18 protein-coding genes are annotated in these 19,635 nt (G+C 37.1%); 1 reads left to right on the top strand and 17 read right to left on the bottom strand.

Annotated elements, in window-relative coordinates; genetic code table 11:
* Positions 1-118: 118 nt before the first annotated feature.
* The 15 genes from D2V05_RS16895 to D2V05_RS16825 form a co-directional block, all read right to left on the bottom strand.
* On the bottom strand, positions 119-829 hold the full coding sequence (locus D2V05_RS16895; protein ID WP_119648702.1) for a M48 family metallopeptidase: 711 nt from the start codon (positions 827-829) through the stop codon (positions 119-121).
* Entirely contained in the window at positions 822-4,061 is a 3,240-nt protein-coding gene (locus D2V05_RS16890) for a type I restriction endonuclease subunit R (RefSeq protein ID WP_119648701.1), read from the bottom strand. Before D2V05_RS16890 ends, D2V05_RS16895 begins: the two co-directional genes overlap by 8 nt.
* A gap of 4 nt (positions 4,062-4,065) precedes the next feature.
* Entirely contained in the window at positions 4,066-4,788 is a 723-nt protein-coding gene (locus D2V05_RS16885) for a DUF2971 domain-containing protein (RefSeq protein ID WP_119648700.1), read from the bottom strand.
* A gap of 22 nt (positions 4,789-4,810) precedes the next feature.
* A complete protein-coding gene (locus tag D2V05_RS16880; protein WP_119648699.1) occupies positions 4,811-5,776 on the bottom strand; it encodes a CBASS cGAMP synthase in 966 nt (321 codons plus the stop codon).
* Entirely contained in the window at positions 5,773-6,201 is a 429-nt protein-coding gene (locus D2V05_RS19995; protein ID WP_119648698.1) for a type II CBASS E2 protein, read from the bottom strand. Before D2V05_RS19995 ends, D2V05_RS16880 begins: the two co-directional genes overlap by 4 nt.
* Complete coding sequence (locus D2V05_RS16870; RefSeq protein WP_119648697.1) at positions 6,202-7,215, bottom strand: CBASS cGAMP synthase; 1,014 nt, start codon at positions 7,213-7,215, stop codon at positions 6,202-6,204.
* 3 nt (positions 7,216-7,218) lie between these two features.
* Entirely contained in the window at positions 7,219-8,232 is a 1,014-nt protein-coding gene (locus tag D2V05_RS16865; RefSeq protein ID WP_119648696.1) for a CBASS cGAMP-activated phospholipase, read from the bottom strand.
* Positions 8,229-9,509 carry a restriction endonuclease subunit S gene (locus D2V05_RS16860; RefSeq protein WP_119648695.1) on the bottom strand — a complete coding sequence of 427 codons (1,281 nt, stop codon included), beginning with the start codon at positions 9,507-9,509 and terminating at the stop codon, positions 8,229-8,231. The genes D2V05_RS16865 and D2V05_RS16860 overlap by 4 nt, the downstream gene beginning before the upstream one ends.
* 17 nt (positions 9,510-9,526) lie before the next feature.
* On the bottom strand, positions 9,527-11,056 hold the full coding sequence (locus D2V05_RS16855) for a type I restriction-modification system subunit M (RefSeq protein WP_119648694.1): 1,530 nt from the start codon (positions 11,054-11,056) through the stop codon (positions 9,527-9,529).
* The gene (locus D2V05_RS16850) at positions 11,053-11,619 is read right to left on the bottom strand and encodes a restriction endonuclease subunit S (RefSeq protein ID WP_119648693.1); all 567 of its coding nucleotides are present in this window, start codon (positions 11,617-11,619) and stop codon (positions 11,053-11,055) included. Before D2V05_RS16850 ends, D2V05_RS16855 begins: the two co-directional genes overlap by 4 nt.
* Positions 11,620-11,762: 143 nt before the next feature.
* Positions 11,763-13,745, bottom strand: a complete 1,983-nt coding sequence (mobC, locus tag D2V05_RS16845; protein ID WP_119648692.1) for a conjugal transfer protein MobC — start codon at positions 13,743-13,745, stop codon at positions 11,763-11,765.
* Between the two features lie 18 nt (positions 13,746-13,763).
* Entirely contained in the window at positions 13,764-15,068 is a 1,305-nt protein-coding gene (locus D2V05_RS16840) for a relaxase/mobilization nuclease domain-containing protein (RefSeq protein WP_119648691.1), read from the bottom strand.
* Positions 15,056-15,445 carry a plasmid mobilization protein gene (locus D2V05_RS16835; RefSeq protein WP_119648690.1) on the bottom strand — a complete coding sequence of 130 codons (390 nt, stop codon included), beginning with the start codon at positions 15,443-15,445 and terminating at the stop codon, positions 15,056-15,058. The genes D2V05_RS16840 and D2V05_RS16835 overlap by 13 nt, the downstream gene beginning before the upstream one ends.
* A 236-nt stretch (positions 15,446-15,681) precedes the next feature.
* Positions 15,682-16,581: a toprim domain-containing protein gene (locus D2V05_RS16830; RefSeq protein ID WP_119648729.1), complete on the bottom strand. Its 900-nt coding sequence runs from the start codon at positions 16,579-16,581 to the stop codon at positions 15,682-15,684.
* Between the two features lie 100 nt (positions 16,582-16,681).
* Positions 16,682-17,251 carry an AAA family ATPase gene (locus tag D2V05_RS16825; RefSeq protein WP_235855486.1) on the bottom strand — a complete coding sequence of 190 codons (570 nt, stop codon included), beginning with the start codon at positions 17,249-17,251 and terminating at the stop codon, positions 16,682-16,684.
* 73 nt (positions 17,252-17,324) lie between these two features.
* Here D2V05_RS16825 and D2V05_RS16820 point away from each other — a divergent pair, with 73 nt between their 5' ends.
* Positions 17,325-17,615, top strand: a complete 291-nt coding sequence (locus D2V05_RS16820; protein ID WP_072319141.1) for a hypothetical protein — start codon at positions 17,325-17,327, stop codon at positions 17,613-17,615.
* A 14-nt stretch (positions 17,616-17,629) separates the two neighbouring features.
* Here the strand turns inward: D2V05_RS16820 and D2V05_RS16815 are convergent, their stop codons facing one another.
* Together D2V05_RS16815 and D2V05_RS16810 are read right to left on the bottom strand one after the other, a co-directional pair.
* Entirely contained in the window at positions 17,630-17,839 is a 210-nt protein-coding gene (locus D2V05_RS16815) for a hypothetical protein (RefSeq protein WP_119648689.1), read from the bottom strand.
* A gap of 297 nt (positions 17,840-18,136) precedes the next feature.
* The gene (locus D2V05_RS16810; RefSeq protein WP_235855485.1) at positions 18,137-19,594 is read right to left on the bottom strand and encodes an aminotransferase-like domain-containing protein; all 1,458 of its coding nucleotides are present in this window, start codon (positions 19,592-19,594) and stop codon (positions 18,137-18,139) included.
* Between the last annotated feature and the right edge of the window lie 41 nt (positions 19,595-19,635).

Below are 19,635 nucleotides of genomic sequence, written 5' to 3'. Positions count from 1 at the left end.
GGATTCAAATAAATAACATTGTAGATACCTCAAAAATCATGGCTCTTTGTTTATATTAACCCTAGTACTATTATCAAAGCATACTTCCCATAAATTTCATTTTATAAATCTCTTAAAATCATATCAAAGACGTTTCAAGTCTTTCTTTCCATTTTTTCCAATCTGGCATGATTGCTTCTTGTAAAGCATAAAATGCTCGGGTATGATTATGATGAACCAAATGGCATAATTCATGAATAATGACATATTCAATACTTCCTTTAGGAGCCTTTATCAATTCAGGGTTTAAAATTACTTTGCCTTGAGAGGTACAACTTCCCCAGCGAGTGGCCATTAGTCTAATTTGGAGCTCAGGTTCATCAATCTCAAATCGTTTAAAAAGTGGAATTGTTTTTTTTAATGTTTCCGCAAAATGAACGAATGCTTTTTCTCTATACCACTCAGACAATAGACTTTTAGCGGATGTATTATCCTTTTTCAACACTAATAATCTTCCTCTAAATAACTTTACTTCATTAGTTTCCGACTTCTCTATTCTAAGTTTATATTGCCTACCTAAATAAAGATGAGTTTCTCCATTAACATATTTTCTTGGTGGTGTTAATGGATGATAGGATAAAAATTCAAGCTGCTGTTTAATAATCCAAGGTGCTTTTTCCCGAAGTTTGGCATCCAGTTTTTCCTCTGTGGTATTATATGGAGCAATCACCCTTACTTTACAATCAGGATACACCTTAATACCAAGGGTTTTACGATTCTGATAAGAAAGCTCAAAGGTGATTTTTCTCGAACCAAAATCTATAGATTGTATGTTAAGTGTTTCAGACATATTTCAATTTAGCTACTTTAATTCCTTCTTCAACCAATTCATCTATTAGATCAAAGGGCAATTCTATACCTTGCTGCGTCTTTAAATCGAATAAATAATCATCAATATCAATTTTTATTCTTCCTTCAATATCTGATTTATTTACCCAATCAATTATTGGCTTCCCGTTTTCAAAAACAATAGACTTAATAACTTCGTCAATACCTTCAGCCATCAATGCTGCAATGTTTTGTGAGCCTTCCGAACGCTTTAAGTTTCCTTTAAAAATCTCATTCACTAAATTGTAAATGGCAATACCTGTATCATTTCCAGTAAGGTTCTCTGGTACATTGTCCTGTCTACCATTATGAAATCGATCTTCATATTCTCTCGCTTTATTTAAATAGTCAGCTTCTGAAATACGATGCTGGTGATAGTCTTCAATAGTATCTCTAATAAGTCTTGAAAGTTTTTTATAGTAAACTGGGTCTTCATTTATTTTCACATTGATAGCTTTTATAGTCCTGCTAGCAATATGATCGGCTTTGGCTGCCTTACTTGTTATCTTCTCAACTTCTCGATCCCTTTCTTCTTTATCGAAAATATTGACCATTTCAGTAATACGAAGAATTTCACCTTCTGTGGTAATATGCTTGTCAATGAGTTTCTGAACTTGTGGCTCGTATTCCTTATATTCCAGATCGTCAAAGTATCTTCGTTTGACCGCAATTCTTAATCCAAGGAAAAATTTAGCATCCTGTTTGTACTTATTTATTTGCTGCTCCGGAGTTTTACTGATAAACTCAAAACTCGATAGGGCTAGCTTTAACAAGCGAGAAAAAGCCGATACTTTTTCATAAAAAATGTGTCGAATAGCTTCATCTTGCAATAGTTCTTCGTAAGCAGGTTCGTCATACTTATTTTTCACTTCCTTGAAAATATCCCATACTTCTGAGTGAGCCTGAGGTAATCTCTTTATTTCTTCACTAATATTGGTTAATGTCCCTTCCAAATCCGCTGCATCATAGTTATCTGCTCCAGAGTAGGTCTCTAATGCCATATCCAGATTTTCCAAATTACCATAATAATCAATAATCAATCCATGCTCTTTGCCTGGAGCTAAACGATTCACTCTAGCAATAGCTTGAAGTAAAGTATGCTCTTTAAGTTGTCGGGTGAGATATAAAACGTAGTTATTAGGAGCATCAAATCCAGTAAGTAATTTATCTACTACTATGATGATTTCTGGTTGATCTTGCTTCTTAAATGAACTTATTAGTGACTTTTCATAATTCTCAGGACTACCATATTTATCCATCATGGCCTTCCAAAACTTTAATATTAAGTCGTCACTTTCTTCAAAGGCATCTTCGTAATTCTCTCGAACATCAGGAGGGGAAATGAGGACTTCACAGGTTATTTTGCCTATTTGCCTGATAAACTCACGGTATCGTATAGCCGTCGTCTTATTTGGAGCTACTAACTGACCTTTAGCCTTTAAACTTCCAAAAAGTATGTCTTGAACATTTTGCTCGTAGTGATCTGAAATATCCCAAGCACGGGCGTAGATAATCTCTTCCGCTTTATTAAGCTGATTGGTGGAACTAAACTTTCTCTTGAGAGCAGCTTTACCGTAAGGGGTTAGAGGTTCGGATATTCGATCAAAATAATTATCCAAAGGCTTTTCATTCACTTCAATTAAGTTGTGGCGACCTTCATAAAGTAGGGGGACTACTGCTCCATCTTCAACTGCATCGGTAATAGAGTAAACATCTATCAAACCTCCAAAGCGATTTGCAGTACTTTTCTCTTTCTTCATTAAAGGGGTTCCTGTAAAGGCTATAAAACAACCTTTAGGAAATACCTTTTGCATTTTGATATTGAATGTACCATATTGACTTCTATGCCCTTCATCTACCAAAACAAAAATGTCGGGTGAATCAAACCCTTCTTTGGCCTGATTAACAGCCGCTTCAAATTTATGAATCAAAGTAGTGATAACTGTATCACCTGTGCCGGAAAGAAGCTCTACCAAGTGCTTGCCTGTTTGAGCATTCTCTACTGGTATTTGACATTTTTTAAACGTCTCTGTGATTTGATCGTCCAAATCAATACGGTCAGTAACTAAGATGATTTTAGGATTCTTGATTTGAGGATGCGTAGCAATCAGTTGAGCCAACATGACCATAGTGAGAGATTTGCCACTTCCCTGAGTGTGCCAGATTACACCGCCTTTTCTTAATCCTTCGCTATCTGTTTTTACAACCTTATCCAAGGTATTGTGAACGGCAAAGTATTGCTGATACCTAGTGACTTTCTTGATGCCATCATCATAGAGAGTGAAGTTGAAGAATAGGTCTAAAAGTCTCTCTGGCTGACAAATGCTAAATAGTAGCTTGTCCTGCTCTGTTACCGCCTGTTCTTCCTTTTCGAGGTTCTGGAAGAAAGTCCAAACGTTTTTATACCGTTCTTGAAAAAGCGTTGTTCTTTCGTTGGTAGGTAGTGGCTGATTTTTTAAAGCTTGGAGCTTATCGAGCCAAGCAGTTTCTTCCGCTTTTGTTTTAAAGAGTTCTTTCCAAAAACTCCAAAACTCTTTCTGAGTGGCAGTTGTGGCGTATTTGGCTTCATGGGTGGCCAGTCCCATGGCCAAGTTGGAGTATTGATATAATGCACGTATTCCATCTTCCTGCTGATTCCTTAGATGTTGCTCAATTGATTTGTCGATTGGGTCTTTGATCTTTGGACTCTTACACTCAATAACCACAACTGGAATACCATTGATAAACAATACAATATCAGGGCGGTAATGTTCACTGCTGCCACTTCTGAGCACACTAAACTCTTCTGATACGTGATAAGTGTTGTTTTCAGGATGTTTCCAATCTATATAATGAAATGAGAAACTTTTTTTGTCTCCTAAAATAGATTGCTCAAAGCTTCTGCCTAATGTGATCAGTTCATAAAAGGCTTTATTCGCAGCGATAAAACCATCCTGAACCGGTAGGTCACGAATGGCGAGAATGGCGTTGTTTACATTGGCATCAGAAAAGGGGAACTCTTTTCCTTTATATTCAATGGTGTTGATAATTTGAAGTTGATCCTTCAAAATGGTCTCCAACAGCACATTGGATGTCCTACCTCCACGGGCTTCTAAAGCCTGCTCGGGAGAGAGGTATTTCCAGCCCATATTAATAAGCAGCTTAAGTGCGGGAAGCTGCGATATATGGTCTTCTTTGAATGATGGTACTGTCATAGTTTTACTTATTGAGATGTGGTTTAAACCATTTTGCGAGTCTGGAGTCAATGACCTTGTTTTTGTAGGTAATTGCTGGTGCACTATCTTTTGCTTCTATGTATTCGTTATCTGGTAACAAGGGATTTACTAGAATATCGAACTGTAAATTATCAATATTACCAATCTTCAATGCAAACCCTTTTTCTGCTTCATTATGAAGCCTAATTACAAAACGAAATTCTTTCTCATACTTGAATGCGTATTCTTTTCTAAAAACAGACCTTTTCATCAGGTTTTGTTGACTAAGATCAGGGCTTTGAGTTATCATGTTTTTATATCGAACTGACCCATGCATGAACTCATCAATTTTTATATTTGGGTATTTGCTAGATGAAGTGGATGTTACATACTGTATTAGCTGGTCTTTCTTAAATCTAATGGCATACCTTCTTCTCCCTTCTTTAGATACTGAATATGTGTCCCACATGGCGACAGATTCATAAGTAGCTTCATGCCAGCAGCTTACTAAATATTTCTTCTTTCTGGAATCAACTTTCTTAAAGTCAATTCCATATGATTTAAGATCATGAGCAGTTATACATTCTAAAGGGTCTCCAAAATCAATGGCTCTTGGAAACCAAATAGATCCGGATTTTAAGAATAAATTCAATTTCTCCTCTGATAAGAATCTTAGGAGATACTTACTTTTTGGATTTGATGTGTTATATGCTTTCCAGTTACTCATAGAAACACTTTTGTCAAGTTATTTAAAACCGATTACCAAATATTTTTCGCCACTTAGTTGTGGCTTTTAATTTATTAGGAGCACTAACAGCATCTGCTGCCAATGAAACCATTTCGCCTATTTCCTCATAAAATGCGTCCTTCTGAGATGAAGTAAGACGATGCATAACGTCATCACCTGGGGGGACAGGCATAATTGCATTCCAGGTCTTCTTATTGTGTAAATACTCCATGATCGCTGATGACGTATTAAAAAATGCTACATCATCACGACCGTTTTTTTCATAGCACTGTATAGCCCAAAGAGTCAATGCAAGACCACTCGGGAACTTTTTCCCAGTTTTAGCTTTAGTGTGATCAGACCATGCTTTCAAGTAGCGAATGATCCGAATTAGCTGTGGCTTATTGCTGGTCTCTTTTTTAAACCATTCAATAAAAGCCTTCGGCTCAGAATGCTCCCATTCATATCCCCTTGACCCAAAGTATGTTTTGTTTGAATAGGCATCTATATAGTAGATAGGAAGATCTATGTGAAAGTCTCTAACGTAGTTTAATCGTACACAATTCGTTTTAATGGTCACCCCTTTGCTGGTATGCCCTATGAGAGCTTTTTTTAAGTGATTTTGAATAGTTTCAACATTCATATTTGGGTGTTGGGGAAAAAACACACCGAGATCGACATCACAAATTGTGCTTCTATTTTCAATGACAGTTCCCATCTTATAAGAACCTTGTATGTAGAAATTTGGGATTGGAAGGTTTGTATACTTTTCAAAGTAAGCACTCACCTTTGAACGGATTGTATTGTGCGCACGTCTTAGATTGGCCACTTTATCAGGATGTATGGTTATGGTATGATTAAACTTTTTGAACAAGTCATCACAATTGGAGTCATCTGTTATCTCGAATTTTTCATCAGATTTAAATACCTCTTTACCAATCACGTAGGCAATTCCTAGAACTATAAGTCGTATTAACCAAGGATTCATTTTTTCTCGCCTTTTTTGTGTCGTACTTCAGGATGCAACCATTTACCTGTGAACTGGTACAGTTCGTAAAAAACGAACCACTCGTGAGTCCAGGGAATTATAGTATCATACAAGTGATGTGAAGAGCAATTCCAAGTCATATCTTCAGGATAATAAAGACATAAACTTGTGTCGGTATACATGTGTATATCGTCATTGTATGCAATTAAGGGGCTAGTAACCGTAACCTTTGGCTTACTTAATGGGGCATACTTTATTCTGTAGGAATAAGTGATCGATTCCTCAGTAGGCTGATAATTTCCATAACAATAAAGGATGCCGTTGTTGATCTTGCAGTCTAGAAAATCATAATGCTTTTCAATGAGCTTTTTCTCGACATTGACAATTACAATTGGATTAGGGCGATATTTTTGGTGAAAAGCCATTTATCCTCCGTAATTTCTATGTGGTTTGTGATCAACTCCTTGTGATTCCTGAATTTTACCATCTCTATCCGTTTTGGCACGCTTATCCAGTATGCTCGTTGCAAGGGCGGCCAATGAATTGGCTTGCTTGTCAACATCTTTATCCTCACCATCAGGAAAGTATGAACCCAAATGTTTTTGCCATAGCTTACTTGCCTTCAATTGGTTTGTTTCTTTATCAATTGCTTTATCTGCATCCTCGATAAACGCATCAATCGCTTCAAAAAAGTAGTCCTTGTCTCCGGTGTAGTTTTCAAGAAGATCGTCTTTTGGTGTTGTTGGCATTATGCATGTCCAAGACGATTTTAATGTGCTTCTAATTTCTTTGAGAGTGTCTCTCAATGCAATGTCGTCTCGATCATTGTATTTGATATGGTTGCTTGCCAGAACAGTCATAGTTAGTCCATTCGGCATCTTCTTAGCCCTATTATCACACCATGCTTTTAGGAACCTAACAGTTCGTACAAGCTGACCTTTTGTATCTTTCTTTTTACTGAACCAATCTTTAAACTCTTTCGGATCACTTTTTGACCATCCGGTATTTTTAACCGCCAGATGTGGATTTTCGGTATCATTAGTTTCGCTTTCCTTGTAGTAAACTGGAAGGTCAATATGATAGTCTCCTTTATAAATGACTCTTATGCATTTTGATCTGTGCTGAGGTTTTTCAGATGTTGCATCTTCCACAGCATCCCAAATCCAATTCTGCATAGTAGTTGCGGTTTCTTTGGGCTTGGGAAAAAAGTAAACGCCATTATCCAGGTCACAAGTGTCCTCCTTAGTTCGGATCATTGTACCCATAGAATATGAGCCCTGTCCTCGAAATTTTGGTGTGTATTCAGGATGATTTTTCTTAAAATGATTCCGAATCTTATCCCGTAACGTATTACGAGAAGTCATGAGTTTAGACTTCTTGGTAGAAGTGATATTCAGATTACCATTAAAGGTTTGAAAAAGATTGTGGCAGTTTGACATATCTTATTGGGTTTTGTAAAGTTTCTCTTCATTGAAAAATTCCAGAATTTCATCTTGGATGGCGTAGTGATAGCCATCTTGATCGCCCATTCCTTTGAGGGTCTTTAATGCTTTTTGGTCGGTTCTATCCATGTCGATAATTCCGATGTGTTCTTTTGAGAGTTTGGGTGACGGGATTCGATAATATTTACCTGGCGGATTTATGTTTTTAATGACTTTTTTCAGAAAGAAATCATTAAAGAAGGCTTGACCATCCATTGATGCTTGAAAGAGTTTATTTCCCCAGTGTCTAAAAGATCTTGATTTTTTCGAAGTAGACGCCCAGCCACTCGGTTGTTCAACGCTTGCTACTGAAAGTATGCTGAAGCTATCAAATGCTTTTCCGTCACCCACAAAATGGTCTAATGCCTCAAGAAGGCCACATAAGGAAGGATTATTAGCCCAAATACCACCATCAGCATAGAGAATATTATTTAACTCATGAATGGGCAGATATGTGGGCGCAGCAGATGTAGCCAATGCTACATCTACCATTGGAATGTCCTTATCCATGAAAAATTTTCCTTCTTTGTGAGGAAATTTGAAAACTCTTGGTTCGCCTTTGATTAGGTTGAAACTTGGGATACATAATAGAGTTTCAGCTTGCCCCATTGTTTTATTTTCAAAAACCTCCTCAAGAATGCGTCTTAATGCATGGTTAGAAAACTTACCTCTAAGTATAAGTTGTTTGATAAACTGCCATTTACGCTGGATAAATCTTACTTGTCTTACATTAGAGACAGGGAATATTTCATTCCCTCTTTTGTAGTACAGGTCGGCTAATTGTTGAGCAGAAATACCAATACTAAGTCCAAGTGCAATTAATCCTCCTGTTGAAGTGCCACAAATCATATCAAAGTGGTCTTTTATCTGCTTGCCAGTCTTCTCTTCAATACGAGCAAGTACCGAAGCACTATAGAGACCTTTAATCCCACCTCCGTCTATGGACAATATTTTAAAATTCTTCTTATCCATCATTCATTACCGGGTTTAACTCTAATCTCACCTGTCAACAGCTTTTGCATTAAGCCTTTCTTTTGCTTTTTCAGGGTATCTATTTGTTGTTGCAGTAGTTCTATTTCCTTGTCTGCTTCTGAAAGTACTGCCACTATCTTCTTTTGCTCTTCGATAGAAGGCACAGGTATTTTTAACTTGGCAAACTCTGATTGCCCCAAGGTTTTGTTTCGTCCTGCTCCGCCAGGAGAGGCTAAACCTAATAGGTGCTTTCCTCTGGCTGTTTTGAAGTAATAAAGCAGGTAGTCCAGATCAAGAACTCCTTTCTTGGGCTTGTACATAGGGAAACGATGTGAGGCGATCATGCCAACCTCTGCTTCTGTGGTTTTGGCAATGGCGTGTTCCCATGCGAATACAATATTGACAACAAAGCAGTCGGGTTGAATCCAGAAAACGGATTTGTTACCAAGACTTGCTCCATTGACTTCTTCTTTATGAAAAATCCCTTTGCAATGAGAGCGTATGCCGATTTCTCGATACAACTTTTCAAGTTCAGGCTTAAATGGTTTCCTGGCACGCTGAACTATATCCGATATGTGCTTTAGTTCCCAATCTTCTGGCAATATACCCACAGGTGTTTTAACAGAAGTCTTGCTTTTTACAAACTCACCAAACCTTACTTTGCCAGATAGTAAGTGTTGCTCTAATCCTTTCCTATTTTTTAGTGATTCTGATAAAAGAGATTGATTTAGATTAATTGCTTCATCCCAACAGATGAATATTTGAGAAATTTGTTGTTGTTCAACTATTGAAGGGAGAAGAATCTGTTCTTTTAAGAACAGATTCTTGGAGAGATTGTATCGTGTTGCTCCTTGGGCAAGTCTAGACATAAATCTTCTGCCCAATGAACTTCTGAAGTAATAACTTAAGTATTCTGGTGTGGCAAGCTTAAAATCATGCAATCGAAACCCAAAGCAAAAACTATTTAAATAAAGTTCTTCATTATTTCCTAAATATGCAGATGACATCCCAACTTCCTTTGGTGTTTCTGAAGAAGTGGTGAAGAATAAATCACCATAGGAGACTTTGTTTTGATTTTTCTCTCCATTAACTCTGACATAGTCAAATGATTCATTGTCAATTATAGCATTTCTGAAAATATTTAAATAGGGTATATATGGCTTTCCTCCTCCAAAATCTTCCTTAGTCTTTCCTGTTAATCCATTAAATGGATTGCCTAATTTGTTTAGCTTGTATAGCTTCCAATCTGACGGGAATTGATTTGATTTAAGTTTATCCATTTTCAAAGTTTTGTATATCAAAATCCGAGCTGTTTTAAATAATCGTTCATTTGTTTTTCAACTGCAATCAACTCCTTCTTTAGATACAAAATATTACTCTGAGTAGTTGGAATATCAATTTCCTCATCTTCTTCAAACGTATCTACATAACGAGGAATATTAAGGTTATAGTCGTTTTCAGAGACTTCTTGGATGGTTGCTCTATAAGCAAACTTTTCCTCCAACTCTTCACCTTCATCAGTATTCAGAGGAGCCGCTTCTTGAAATGCTCGGTAGGTACTGACAATCTTGTCAATGTCTTTATCACGAAGGCGATTCTGATTTGTGCTGGATTCATATCCTACACTAGCATCTATAAAGAGAATGTCTTTATTCTTTCCCTTTGCTCTATTAAAGATGAGGATAGTAGCAGGAATACCAGTTCCATAAAACAAATTAGCTGGCAATCCAATCACAGCTTCCAACAAGTTTTCTTCAATTAACTGCTTTCTTATTTTACTTTCACTGCTTCCTCTGAAAAGCACCCCATGAGGCAGAATAACACCAACCCTACCTACGTCATGATAGGTAGACTCTATCATATGAGAAACAAAAGCATAATCTCCCTTGCTCTTAGGTGGAGTTCCCCTATGAAATCTGTTGAACTGATCAGAAATAGCGTTGTCAGCTCCCCACTTATCTAATGAAAATGGAGGGTTTGCTCCTACTATATTTCCTTTAAGTAAGCTATCTTCTTCCAGTAATTTAGGATTGTTTAAGGTGTCACCCCATTCAATAGTAGCATCATCTATCTCATGTAAAAACATATTCATACGGGCAAGAGCCCAAGTGCTACCGTTGATTTCCTGACCATAAAGGGAATAATTTTTATTCCCTACCTCTTTAGCAAGTTTAATCAACAAAGAACCTGAACCACATGTCGGGTCAATAATACGATCACCAGGCTGGGGATTAAGTAGCTTGGCTAAAAGTTTTGAAACTTGAGCAGGCGTATAAAATTCCCCCGCTTTCTTTCCGGCATCACTGGCAAATTTTTCAATTAGATATTCATATGCATCACCAATAACATCATTATCCTCTAAATGGGAAGGCTGTAAATCTAACGCAGAAAAGTCAACCAATAGATTTTTGAGTCTTCTGTTTCTATCTTTAGTCTGACCAAGATTTGCTTCTGAATTGAAGTCAATATTTCGGAATACACGCTCCAGTTTACTTCGGTTGGCATCCTCCATGCTTTCCAGTGCAGTGTTGATCAATTCTCCAATATTTGCCGCATTCCTATTCTCAAACAAATAGTCGAAAGTACAGGTATCGGGCAATTGGAAACGCTCATTCCTCAAAGCTCTTTGCACTCTGATTTCATCACCGCTATACTTTTCTGCATAGAAATTCTTTTTATCTTTCCATACATCTGATACATATTTCACAAAAAGCATAGTAAGGATATAATCCTTATACTGTGATGGATCAATAACCCCTCTAAAGGTGTCACATGCCTTCCAAACAATATTGTTAATCTCGTTTTGTGTAATTGGTTTTTTACTCATGCTTTTTTATAAATTATATTTTTAATGATAGCTTGATATACTTTTTGTTTTTCTAAAATGATCTGTTTTGATATTTCCATATCTCTATAATGCAAGGACTTAATAGCTATTGCTTTTTGTTGTAACTCCAAAGGAGGAAGTTTCACTGCAAAAGCCTCCAATTCAGACTTACGAATGGAAGGAATAGAGCTCCCTGCACCAAGAGTCTGAAAATAAGCCTGCGTTTGTGGCATATTAAATAGGGTAGTCAAGAATTCAGGTATTACTTTTAAAGGATCAGGTTTGATAACAAAAAAAATTGAAGACGCTATTGCTGGACCGAATTCTTTATTATAAGTCCAAGCAAAGTTCCTCATTCCTTTTCCAACCAACAGAATATCTCCATCTTCAAGAAGGTGAGCTTTCTTTTTTTGATCTATCTGAACAAAAGTGTCAACCTCATCCGTTTGATTCCCCCAATCATCAAAATGCTTAGCCTGCAAATAGACCGCATCACCAATACTCTTAGGCTTCACGTATAAACCAAATTGTAATTGAGCGATATCCCCTAATTTTACCTTCATTTAATTTGTAGCTTATTTCAAATTTGATACAAATATATAAAAAATACCCAATATTCATTAAAATTACTTTGTAGAGTTTTTCAAATATGAAAAACTCTACAAAGTAATGATTCTTACCCAAGGATAAAAAAACGAATATGCTATTATTTCCTTACCACCAAATGGCTCAATCCCGGATCATTCAGTAGCCGCTCCATTTCTGACTGTATAATGTCCTGAATATCCTGTTTGATTTGGAAATAGTTACGCTGTACCATACCTGAATCCAACTTTCGGATGATTTCAATGTCCTTATAATTTTGTTCCTCACGCTTAAGGCTATCATGGTCATTAATGATCTCACAATGGAAAGCTTTTAAGTCAATTTTACAATTGGGATTATCGGCCACCATACCTACAAATTCACCGGAACTTAACCCTGATATTTTAGAAGGTGGTATTGCTGCTTCCAATTGTTTGGATCGGCTGATAGAAGTGTCCCCACTATTAATGGAATAACTCTCCCTGTCCTGCATGATTTTCCCAAAGCGTTCCGATAGTTGTTTGGCCGTATCACCTGTAACCTGACCGCTAACGATATTCCCCGTAATATTCATAATCACATCTGCCTGCTCACGTCCATAATCTTTACGGAGCTGACTAAAATCCTGAATACCCAAACAGGTAGAAACTTTATTGCTCCGGGCAGTAGCAATCAAACTATCCATATTGTTCAGGTAGATGGTTGGGAACTCATCAAAAATTAGGCTGCTCTTTAACTTTCCTTTTTTGTTCACCAGCTTAATTAACCGGTTTACATAGAGGGATAATACCGCTCCGTAAATCTGTATTTTTTGCGGGTTGTTCCCCATACATACAATCTTAGGATTATCTGGATTATTGATGTCCAGATTAAAATCATTACCCGATAACACATAATATAATTGTGGGGATGAAAGCCTTGCCATTGCCACTTTTGCCGAAGCGATCTGACCTTCCAATTGCTCCATGACATCATTTAGGTATGCATTAACAAAAGGATTAATCAGTACTTCAATTTCCTTCTCGGTTCGTAATAATGAAAACAGGCTATCATAATCTACCTGCATCAATTCAATTACATGTGGTAAAGTGCAGAATTCTCCATCCTTGTATTTTTTTAGATACCAAATAATAGCGGTTAAAAAATTAATTGGGGATTCCACAAAGAAATCCCCCTGACGTTTAATCCATTCCCTGTTTAACCCCATCAAAATAGTGCGGGCACTTTCTGCTGCATCGGTAATATCAGTCATAGCAGAAGGCTCCAAAGGATTGCACCGATGACTGCGGGTAAGATCATCGAAATTAATCACATAAAATGCCGGGGGCTTGGTATAGCGGTGTTGGTTTTTCAGCCAGGTGTTATAGGCTATTTTAGAAAGGTCATCAAACTTAAAGTCGTACACAAACATGGTAAATCCTTTTCGAATATGTTGGGTAATCACATGACGTATCACAAAATAGGATTTACCGGAACCGGGTGTTCCCAATACCATAATCGCCCGAAACGGATTAATGATATTGACCCAACTTTTCCGCTGCTTATCTTTTAATTGGTATTGGGCAGGAAGATTAATGGAATATTCATTTTCCAGCAATCGTTCTTCCTGTGGAAAGGTTTCATTTTCCTTATTAAAAATATCCTTGTTATTAATTCTATCCCTGATAATTCGGGAAAGCAAGGTGCCTCCTGTCAATACCAGCAGAAAGCCTACTCCTGTAAATGCCATATACAGAATAGCAGTCGTTATTAAAGGTGTATTCAACTCCATACACAGATAACTGATAAAATATATAAGCAATCCGGTAATCAAGTAGGCAAAAGCCGTCCTATGGTTCAGTTTTTCATCCTTTTTCCCTTTAGCTCCTAAAAGGGATATTCCTAAAAAACCAAGTGCAATTAATTTCGATTTATGAAAATTGCTGAACAATCCCGTCTTATAAATATTGCTTAAAATACGGTCACTAAAAGTGCTTTGCCATCCCCATAGTTCAAAAGCACTGTAGCAGTAATAATAGAAATGGATGATTAATATGGTAATACTGATAAGCCTGGTCATATCCAGTATTTTTCTCAACGCCTGTTCATTTTCTCCGGTATGCATTGCCATAGCTTTATTTTTTTACTGATTATTATTCAGATTTCTTTTTTTCTTCTTTTTGCGTTTCTTTTTAAGCTGATTGGGTAAATAATCTGAGGTGTTTTCTGCCTGGGTTAAAACCTCCAATACGTTTTCTTTTCCTGTTAATATGGAAACAAATTGAAAGTCTTTATCAGCTTCTTTGGTTTCTGCCGCAGTGGTAGCCTGTGGCTGTAACCCAATGATCTGTTTCGGTTCGGGATGCCTTAGCAAATCCTGTCCCGAAACTCCTTCCGGCAAACACCTTTCCTGAATAGCTTTGGCACTATAGGCTTTACCCAAAGCACTTCCGTTAAAAACACATTTGGTTTGGTGATCCACATAGGTAATGCCATATAAAATTCCGTTAGTGTTTTGCCTGAGTACAACATAAATCCCTTGTTTTTCTAATGCTTTTATTAGTTCTGGAATGGATATCTTTTTTGACAACAATTCCTTGTCCACCACATTTTTAACCCGTCTTTTAAAAGGTGTTCTTTTTGCTACATTTTCTTTGAATTTCTGCTCTAGAAATTTCAGGGTAGGTTTATTATAAAACAAGCTGGATTTGATAGGGACGCCTACCGGATTACCATCAGTATCCAATACCCGATATAACAATCCGCCAGTCTGATAAACTTTTGAATTTTCTGTTCCCCGTTCTGCCTTTACATTGTATTGATTGAGTACTGCATTCAGCTCCGGAAGACTGGTATATTTGTATGGATTCAACACATTTTCCAGAATGTTTTGGATAGCCATTTTAGTTTGCGATTTACCATACATTGCCTTGCCGACGGCTATAGATTTTAACTTATAATTTTCATCCTTTTTTTGAGCTTCAGCCTGCACCAAACCAAACTCTTTTTCCAATGCTTTACGAGCGGGTTCAGATTTACGGATACCCAAATGGTGCAAGTCAATTCGTTTGCCATCCGCTTCAATATTGGTAGTTACCAAATGGATGTGCGGATGTCCTGCATCATGGTGTTGATAGACCAGATAAGGTTGTTCACCAAAACCGATTTTATCCAGATAACTGTCGGCAATTTCAAGCAGTTTTTGCTTTGATAAATGGTGCTCTGAAACATCAAAATTGAGTGAAATATGGACGCTATTCCGCTTTGTTTTTTCATTTAATTCCATCTGTTTCAAGAAGCGGTTTAGCTTCATGGTAAAACTCATTTTATCCGGATCAACGGGATAATTTCCTGCCCCGATACATTCCGCAACTCCTTGTTTTACCTTGTTCTCATTGTAGTTTAAAATGCGTTGAATGGAGTTTCCTGTTTTAATTACTGCAACCATTTTTCTGCCATTTTTTGGATGTGTTTTTTAATCTCATCCACCTTATTGAACAGGGTTCTTTTTTCTACTTCGTAGGCAATCAGCCAGCTTTTAAATTCTGTAACTTTTTGAAGTGTATGGAGCTTTTTTACCGCCTGATTAAAGTTGTTGCCTACGTGGTTAAGTTCTTTTCTAAGCTGAGCCATTTCTGCCATAAAATCATCGGCAGATTGGTTGCGATATGTAGTTACAATAGTCTTTTCAAAAAGACTGTGACGAACATATTCGCTTAGCTTTCGGCAGGTGCTGTGTTGCCATTTCTTTTCGATTTTCGCATACTCATCGGGTGTTAAACGCAGCCCGATAATGCGTGTTCTGTTTGATTTTTTTCCTTCCATCTCATTTTCCTTTATCCTGTTATCAAACTCAAAAAATTCATTCTATACGCCCTGCCCACGAGTTCCGAGTGATAGGCAGCAAGATGTCGGTTGTTTAACAACCGTTCATCTTGCCGTTTGCAGGAACGTAGCAAACTCATCGTTTTGCCAAAGTCTCCCAGAGGCTTATTATGTACTTTCAGGGATTCTGGCGATTTACTAAATAGTGAAGTTTTCAAAAATGCTTAGAAACACTATTACAGTTTATTCCCTAAGCGTTTCTTCTGCTGCTTTCCAATATGCACCAACCATTCATTAAGGTCTTTGTGGTTTTGGTAAAGCTTGCTATAATCGTTATATTTTTTGCTAATAGACAATGCTTCCCTGGCAACTTTTTTCCCGGCAGCATCATTGTCCAAATACAGGTTTATTGACTTGTGCGATTCCAGAAATGGACGTGCTTTTTCGAACAGGGAAAGGGAATTTAAAATGACAAAATCAGGAGTCTTATTTAGCTCATTTCTACTGATACATTTGAACGAAAGAAAATCCATAAAGCCCTCGAATACGGTCACCTCATCGGAAGCATTTTTTACTTTGGTAATGTCCTTTGGAGAACTGCTTGCTTTGAAATAAGGATTACGTATTTCAAATCCACCGGAATCATTTTTAAAACCAATCCCATAATAGTCTTTTGCATTCAATTCATAATATACTTCCCGGCAATATTGGGTTGCAATTTCAACAGGGATTTTTCGCTGTTCCAAATAGTGAATCAATGCATATGAATTGAGCTCATCATCCTTTACAATTTTAAGTGGATGCTCCGGTTGATTTTCTGTTTTGGAGCGATTTTTAAATGGCTTTTGAAAAGAAATACCGCTATCCAATTTTTTTAGAAATTCTCCAACGGAACAACCAAAATATGCAATCCCAAAATCGATAATATTGCCTCCTTCACCAAGGCCATGATCGTACCATCGGTTCAGCTTTCGATTTACCTTAAATGAGGCTGTATTTTCTTCCCTTAACGGAGAATGATACCAGTAGTCATTGTTCCTGATTTTCGAAGGTTCATGACCTAATGAGGACAAGTACTGAACCATGTCCATTTCTTTTGCTTCCGCAATGGAAAGTTTTTGTTTCCTGAAATCCATAACCACACATTTTCACCTTCACTATTCAGTTTACTGACGTAAAGTTAAACAAGTGGTATGGCTTCTACCTATCCTCTCTATATTTTGAATGGGATGGTAATCAATAGGTTAAAAGATAATTAAGAATGAATTTTGCTCTTTTTAAAACTGTAGTTTTAGGCAATTCAACCAATTCATATCCCAAGAAAGAATAGGTTTCCTTCATTATATGATACGTGGCAACCGCTTCTTCAAAAGTCTGTTTTCTCTCGGCATCATTAACATAAATTGATTTCCAAGGTGGGGTAATAAAAACCTTAGGATAGTATCGCTTTTCTTCCGCTGCCTGCCACATTGTTTCAGGAGTGGAAATATTGCACAATTTTAGGTATCCGATAACATCGGGAATACCACGGTCAAAAAATGTTAATCCACACTTCTCCGACACATTCTGAAAATCTTTGAGGGATTGCTGAAACATAGCCATTGCAAACCCTTCTTTATCAAACCAAGGTAAACGATTTCCATCTGTTTTAAGTTCTTTTTGGATAATGCTTCTACCGGTTTCTTCAACGGAATGATATCCCATAACTGAAAGTTGTTCTATCACGGATGTCTTTCCCATCCCAGGACCTCCGGTAATAATAACGTTTGACTTGTTTTCCATAGTTCTTATAATTATCTCCTTCATATTTTGATGAGGATGATTTCTTTTACTCTTAATACTTTTGTTATTAATGTTGAATGATTTAAAACGTGTGATTATGTTGACAACAAATGATGTAGCCAAAGTTTATGATACGATCTTAAGTATCCCTGGCATGAATGACACAGTGAAGATTGATTTGAGGATCTCACGTAAAAATGTGCTATTACTAAACCATGTAATTGAGCGTGGATTGGTCGTGAAAGATGATGAGAAAAATGATGGACTTCTATCTAATGTACCCGAAGAAAACCTGGTAGAATTGAAAAGTATTGCCGGTCAATATCTGGAAAAAGCCGGACTTATTGAACTCAAAGAAAAGTTGAATGAGTTAGGAAAAGGGAAGTAAAGTATTCAGGCTGGTCATTCGGTTATCCAGCCTTCTTCTTTTCTGATATTTTGAACCTTATTTGCTATGAGCCAATCTTCAAATAATGAATCGTTAATAGGAGTAAATTTAATAAATTCTCCTGAGGATAGCATTAAAGTAAAATCTTTAGCTACGGTAATGTATTTGAGGAGTTCTGAAGCTGAATAATGAAATCCGGGAAAATGCTGGGCGGCTGCTTTCATATCAATATTTTTATGGATTAATACCGCCTGATTTAAAATAGCGCAGGCAGCAACTTATAGCACTGAGGTCTTAGGAAACCCAACAACAATAAGTGCGCCCACGCAATAGCATGAGCGTTCTTCACTTGTTGTCCTGCTGTTATCGAAATTTCCTAAGTTTCAGTGCCGGACTCAAAGCAAAACGCTTCAAGAATATTTTTTACAAAGATAGCTTTTTGGGTTCAAACTTTATATAAAAAGATGTCCTTACAAATAGCTATCTATACCTAGTAAATCATAGAAGAGATTATTTAACAATTACGACATTCTTTTAGCTATTCTTCCTAATTGTTTTAGTTTGTCTTCTATATGTTCTGACCAACGTTGTCCATAGCTTAGACGCATACAATTATTAAATTGATTTTGTAAGGTAGACATCCTGCCCGGGGCAATGCTTATATTTTGGCGGATAGCCTTTTCGTATAGTTCTACAGTATTTATTTTTTCTTCCAATTCTACCCACAACATGAATCCTCCCTGAGGGTTGCTGATTTTGGTTTTCTCCGGAAAATATTCTGCTATTGCCCTGGCATAGTGCAAACTATTGGAGTGTAATGTTTTTCGCAACTTTCTCAAATAATTTTCATAACGTCCTTTCTCCAGAAAGTTGGCGATTGCTTCTTGTGTTATGGTTGTGGAAGAAACGGTATGGATTAATTTCTGATGAATGATTTTTTCTTTGAATTTTCCGGGGGCTATCCAACCTACCCGGTAGCCTGGAGCAAGAGTTTTAGAAACCGATCCAATCCATAAAACCAATCCTTCTTTGTCAAACGCCTTACAGGGCTTAGGGCGGTTGCTTCCAAAATATACATCTCCATACAGATCATCTTCTATCAAAGGAATTCCATACTTGGCTAGCATAGAAACCACTTCCTTTTTATGTGCTTCAGGCATACAACTGCCCAAGGGATTATTAAAATTAGAAATCAGGATACAGGTTTTTATTTTAGGAATTACTTTTTTTAAAGCTTCCAGTTCCACGCCGGTTATAGGATTTGTAGGAAGTTCAATAACATGTAGCCCTAAACTTTTTGCTAATTGTAATATTCCGAAATAAACAGGGCTTTCTACTGCAATGGTATCTCCCTTTTTGGTAAGTGCCATCAATGCAAATGAAAGGGCATTCATTGCTCCTGCGGTAGTAATAATGTCTTCTTCCTGTAAATTACCATTCCAAGTATAGGTGAACCGGGCAATATCCCTGCGTAGTTTCTGGTTCCCCTGTATATTTTCATACTCAGTTCCACCTCCTTTAAGGTTTCGCATGGCATTCACCAGTTCCTTGTTCAATTTTGCTATAGGCAACAATTCATTCTCCGGTACTCCTAAAGAGAATCGGGTAATCCTGGTATCATTTAATGAGGTATATACTTTAGCGATTAGGCTTTCCACACATTCCGGCTCCTCAATTCCTTCTGGATTACTGGTTGAGGGTACAGATAATTGATTGGGTTTGTAATTAACAAAATACCCTGATTTAGGTCTGGAGATAATTAACCCTTGTGATTCCAGTTCCAGGTAGGCCTGAATAACCGTGTTCATACTAACCCCATATTCTCTCTTTAGATCTCTAAGAGAAGGCATTTTTTCCCCGGTCTTTATAGTGCCGCTTTGAATCTGATCTGATAATGTTTCGGCAATTTTTTGATATAGTGTAGTCTTCATTATAAAATCTGTATCCGTCAAAATTAATAAAATTGTATCTGTAACCATTCATTTTTTCTGCTTTATTTTGTTATAAAAATTACCTACTT

It is taken from the genome of Flagellimonas pelagia (genome assembly GCF_003584135.1).
GTDB classification, from domain to species: domain Bacteria; phylum Bacteroidota; class Bacteroidia; order Flavobacteriales; family Flavobacteriaceae; genus Flagellimonas; species Flagellimonas pelagia.
Note: the sequence above shows the minus strand (reverse complement) of the source record. Positions and strands in the feature narration are given on the sequence as shown.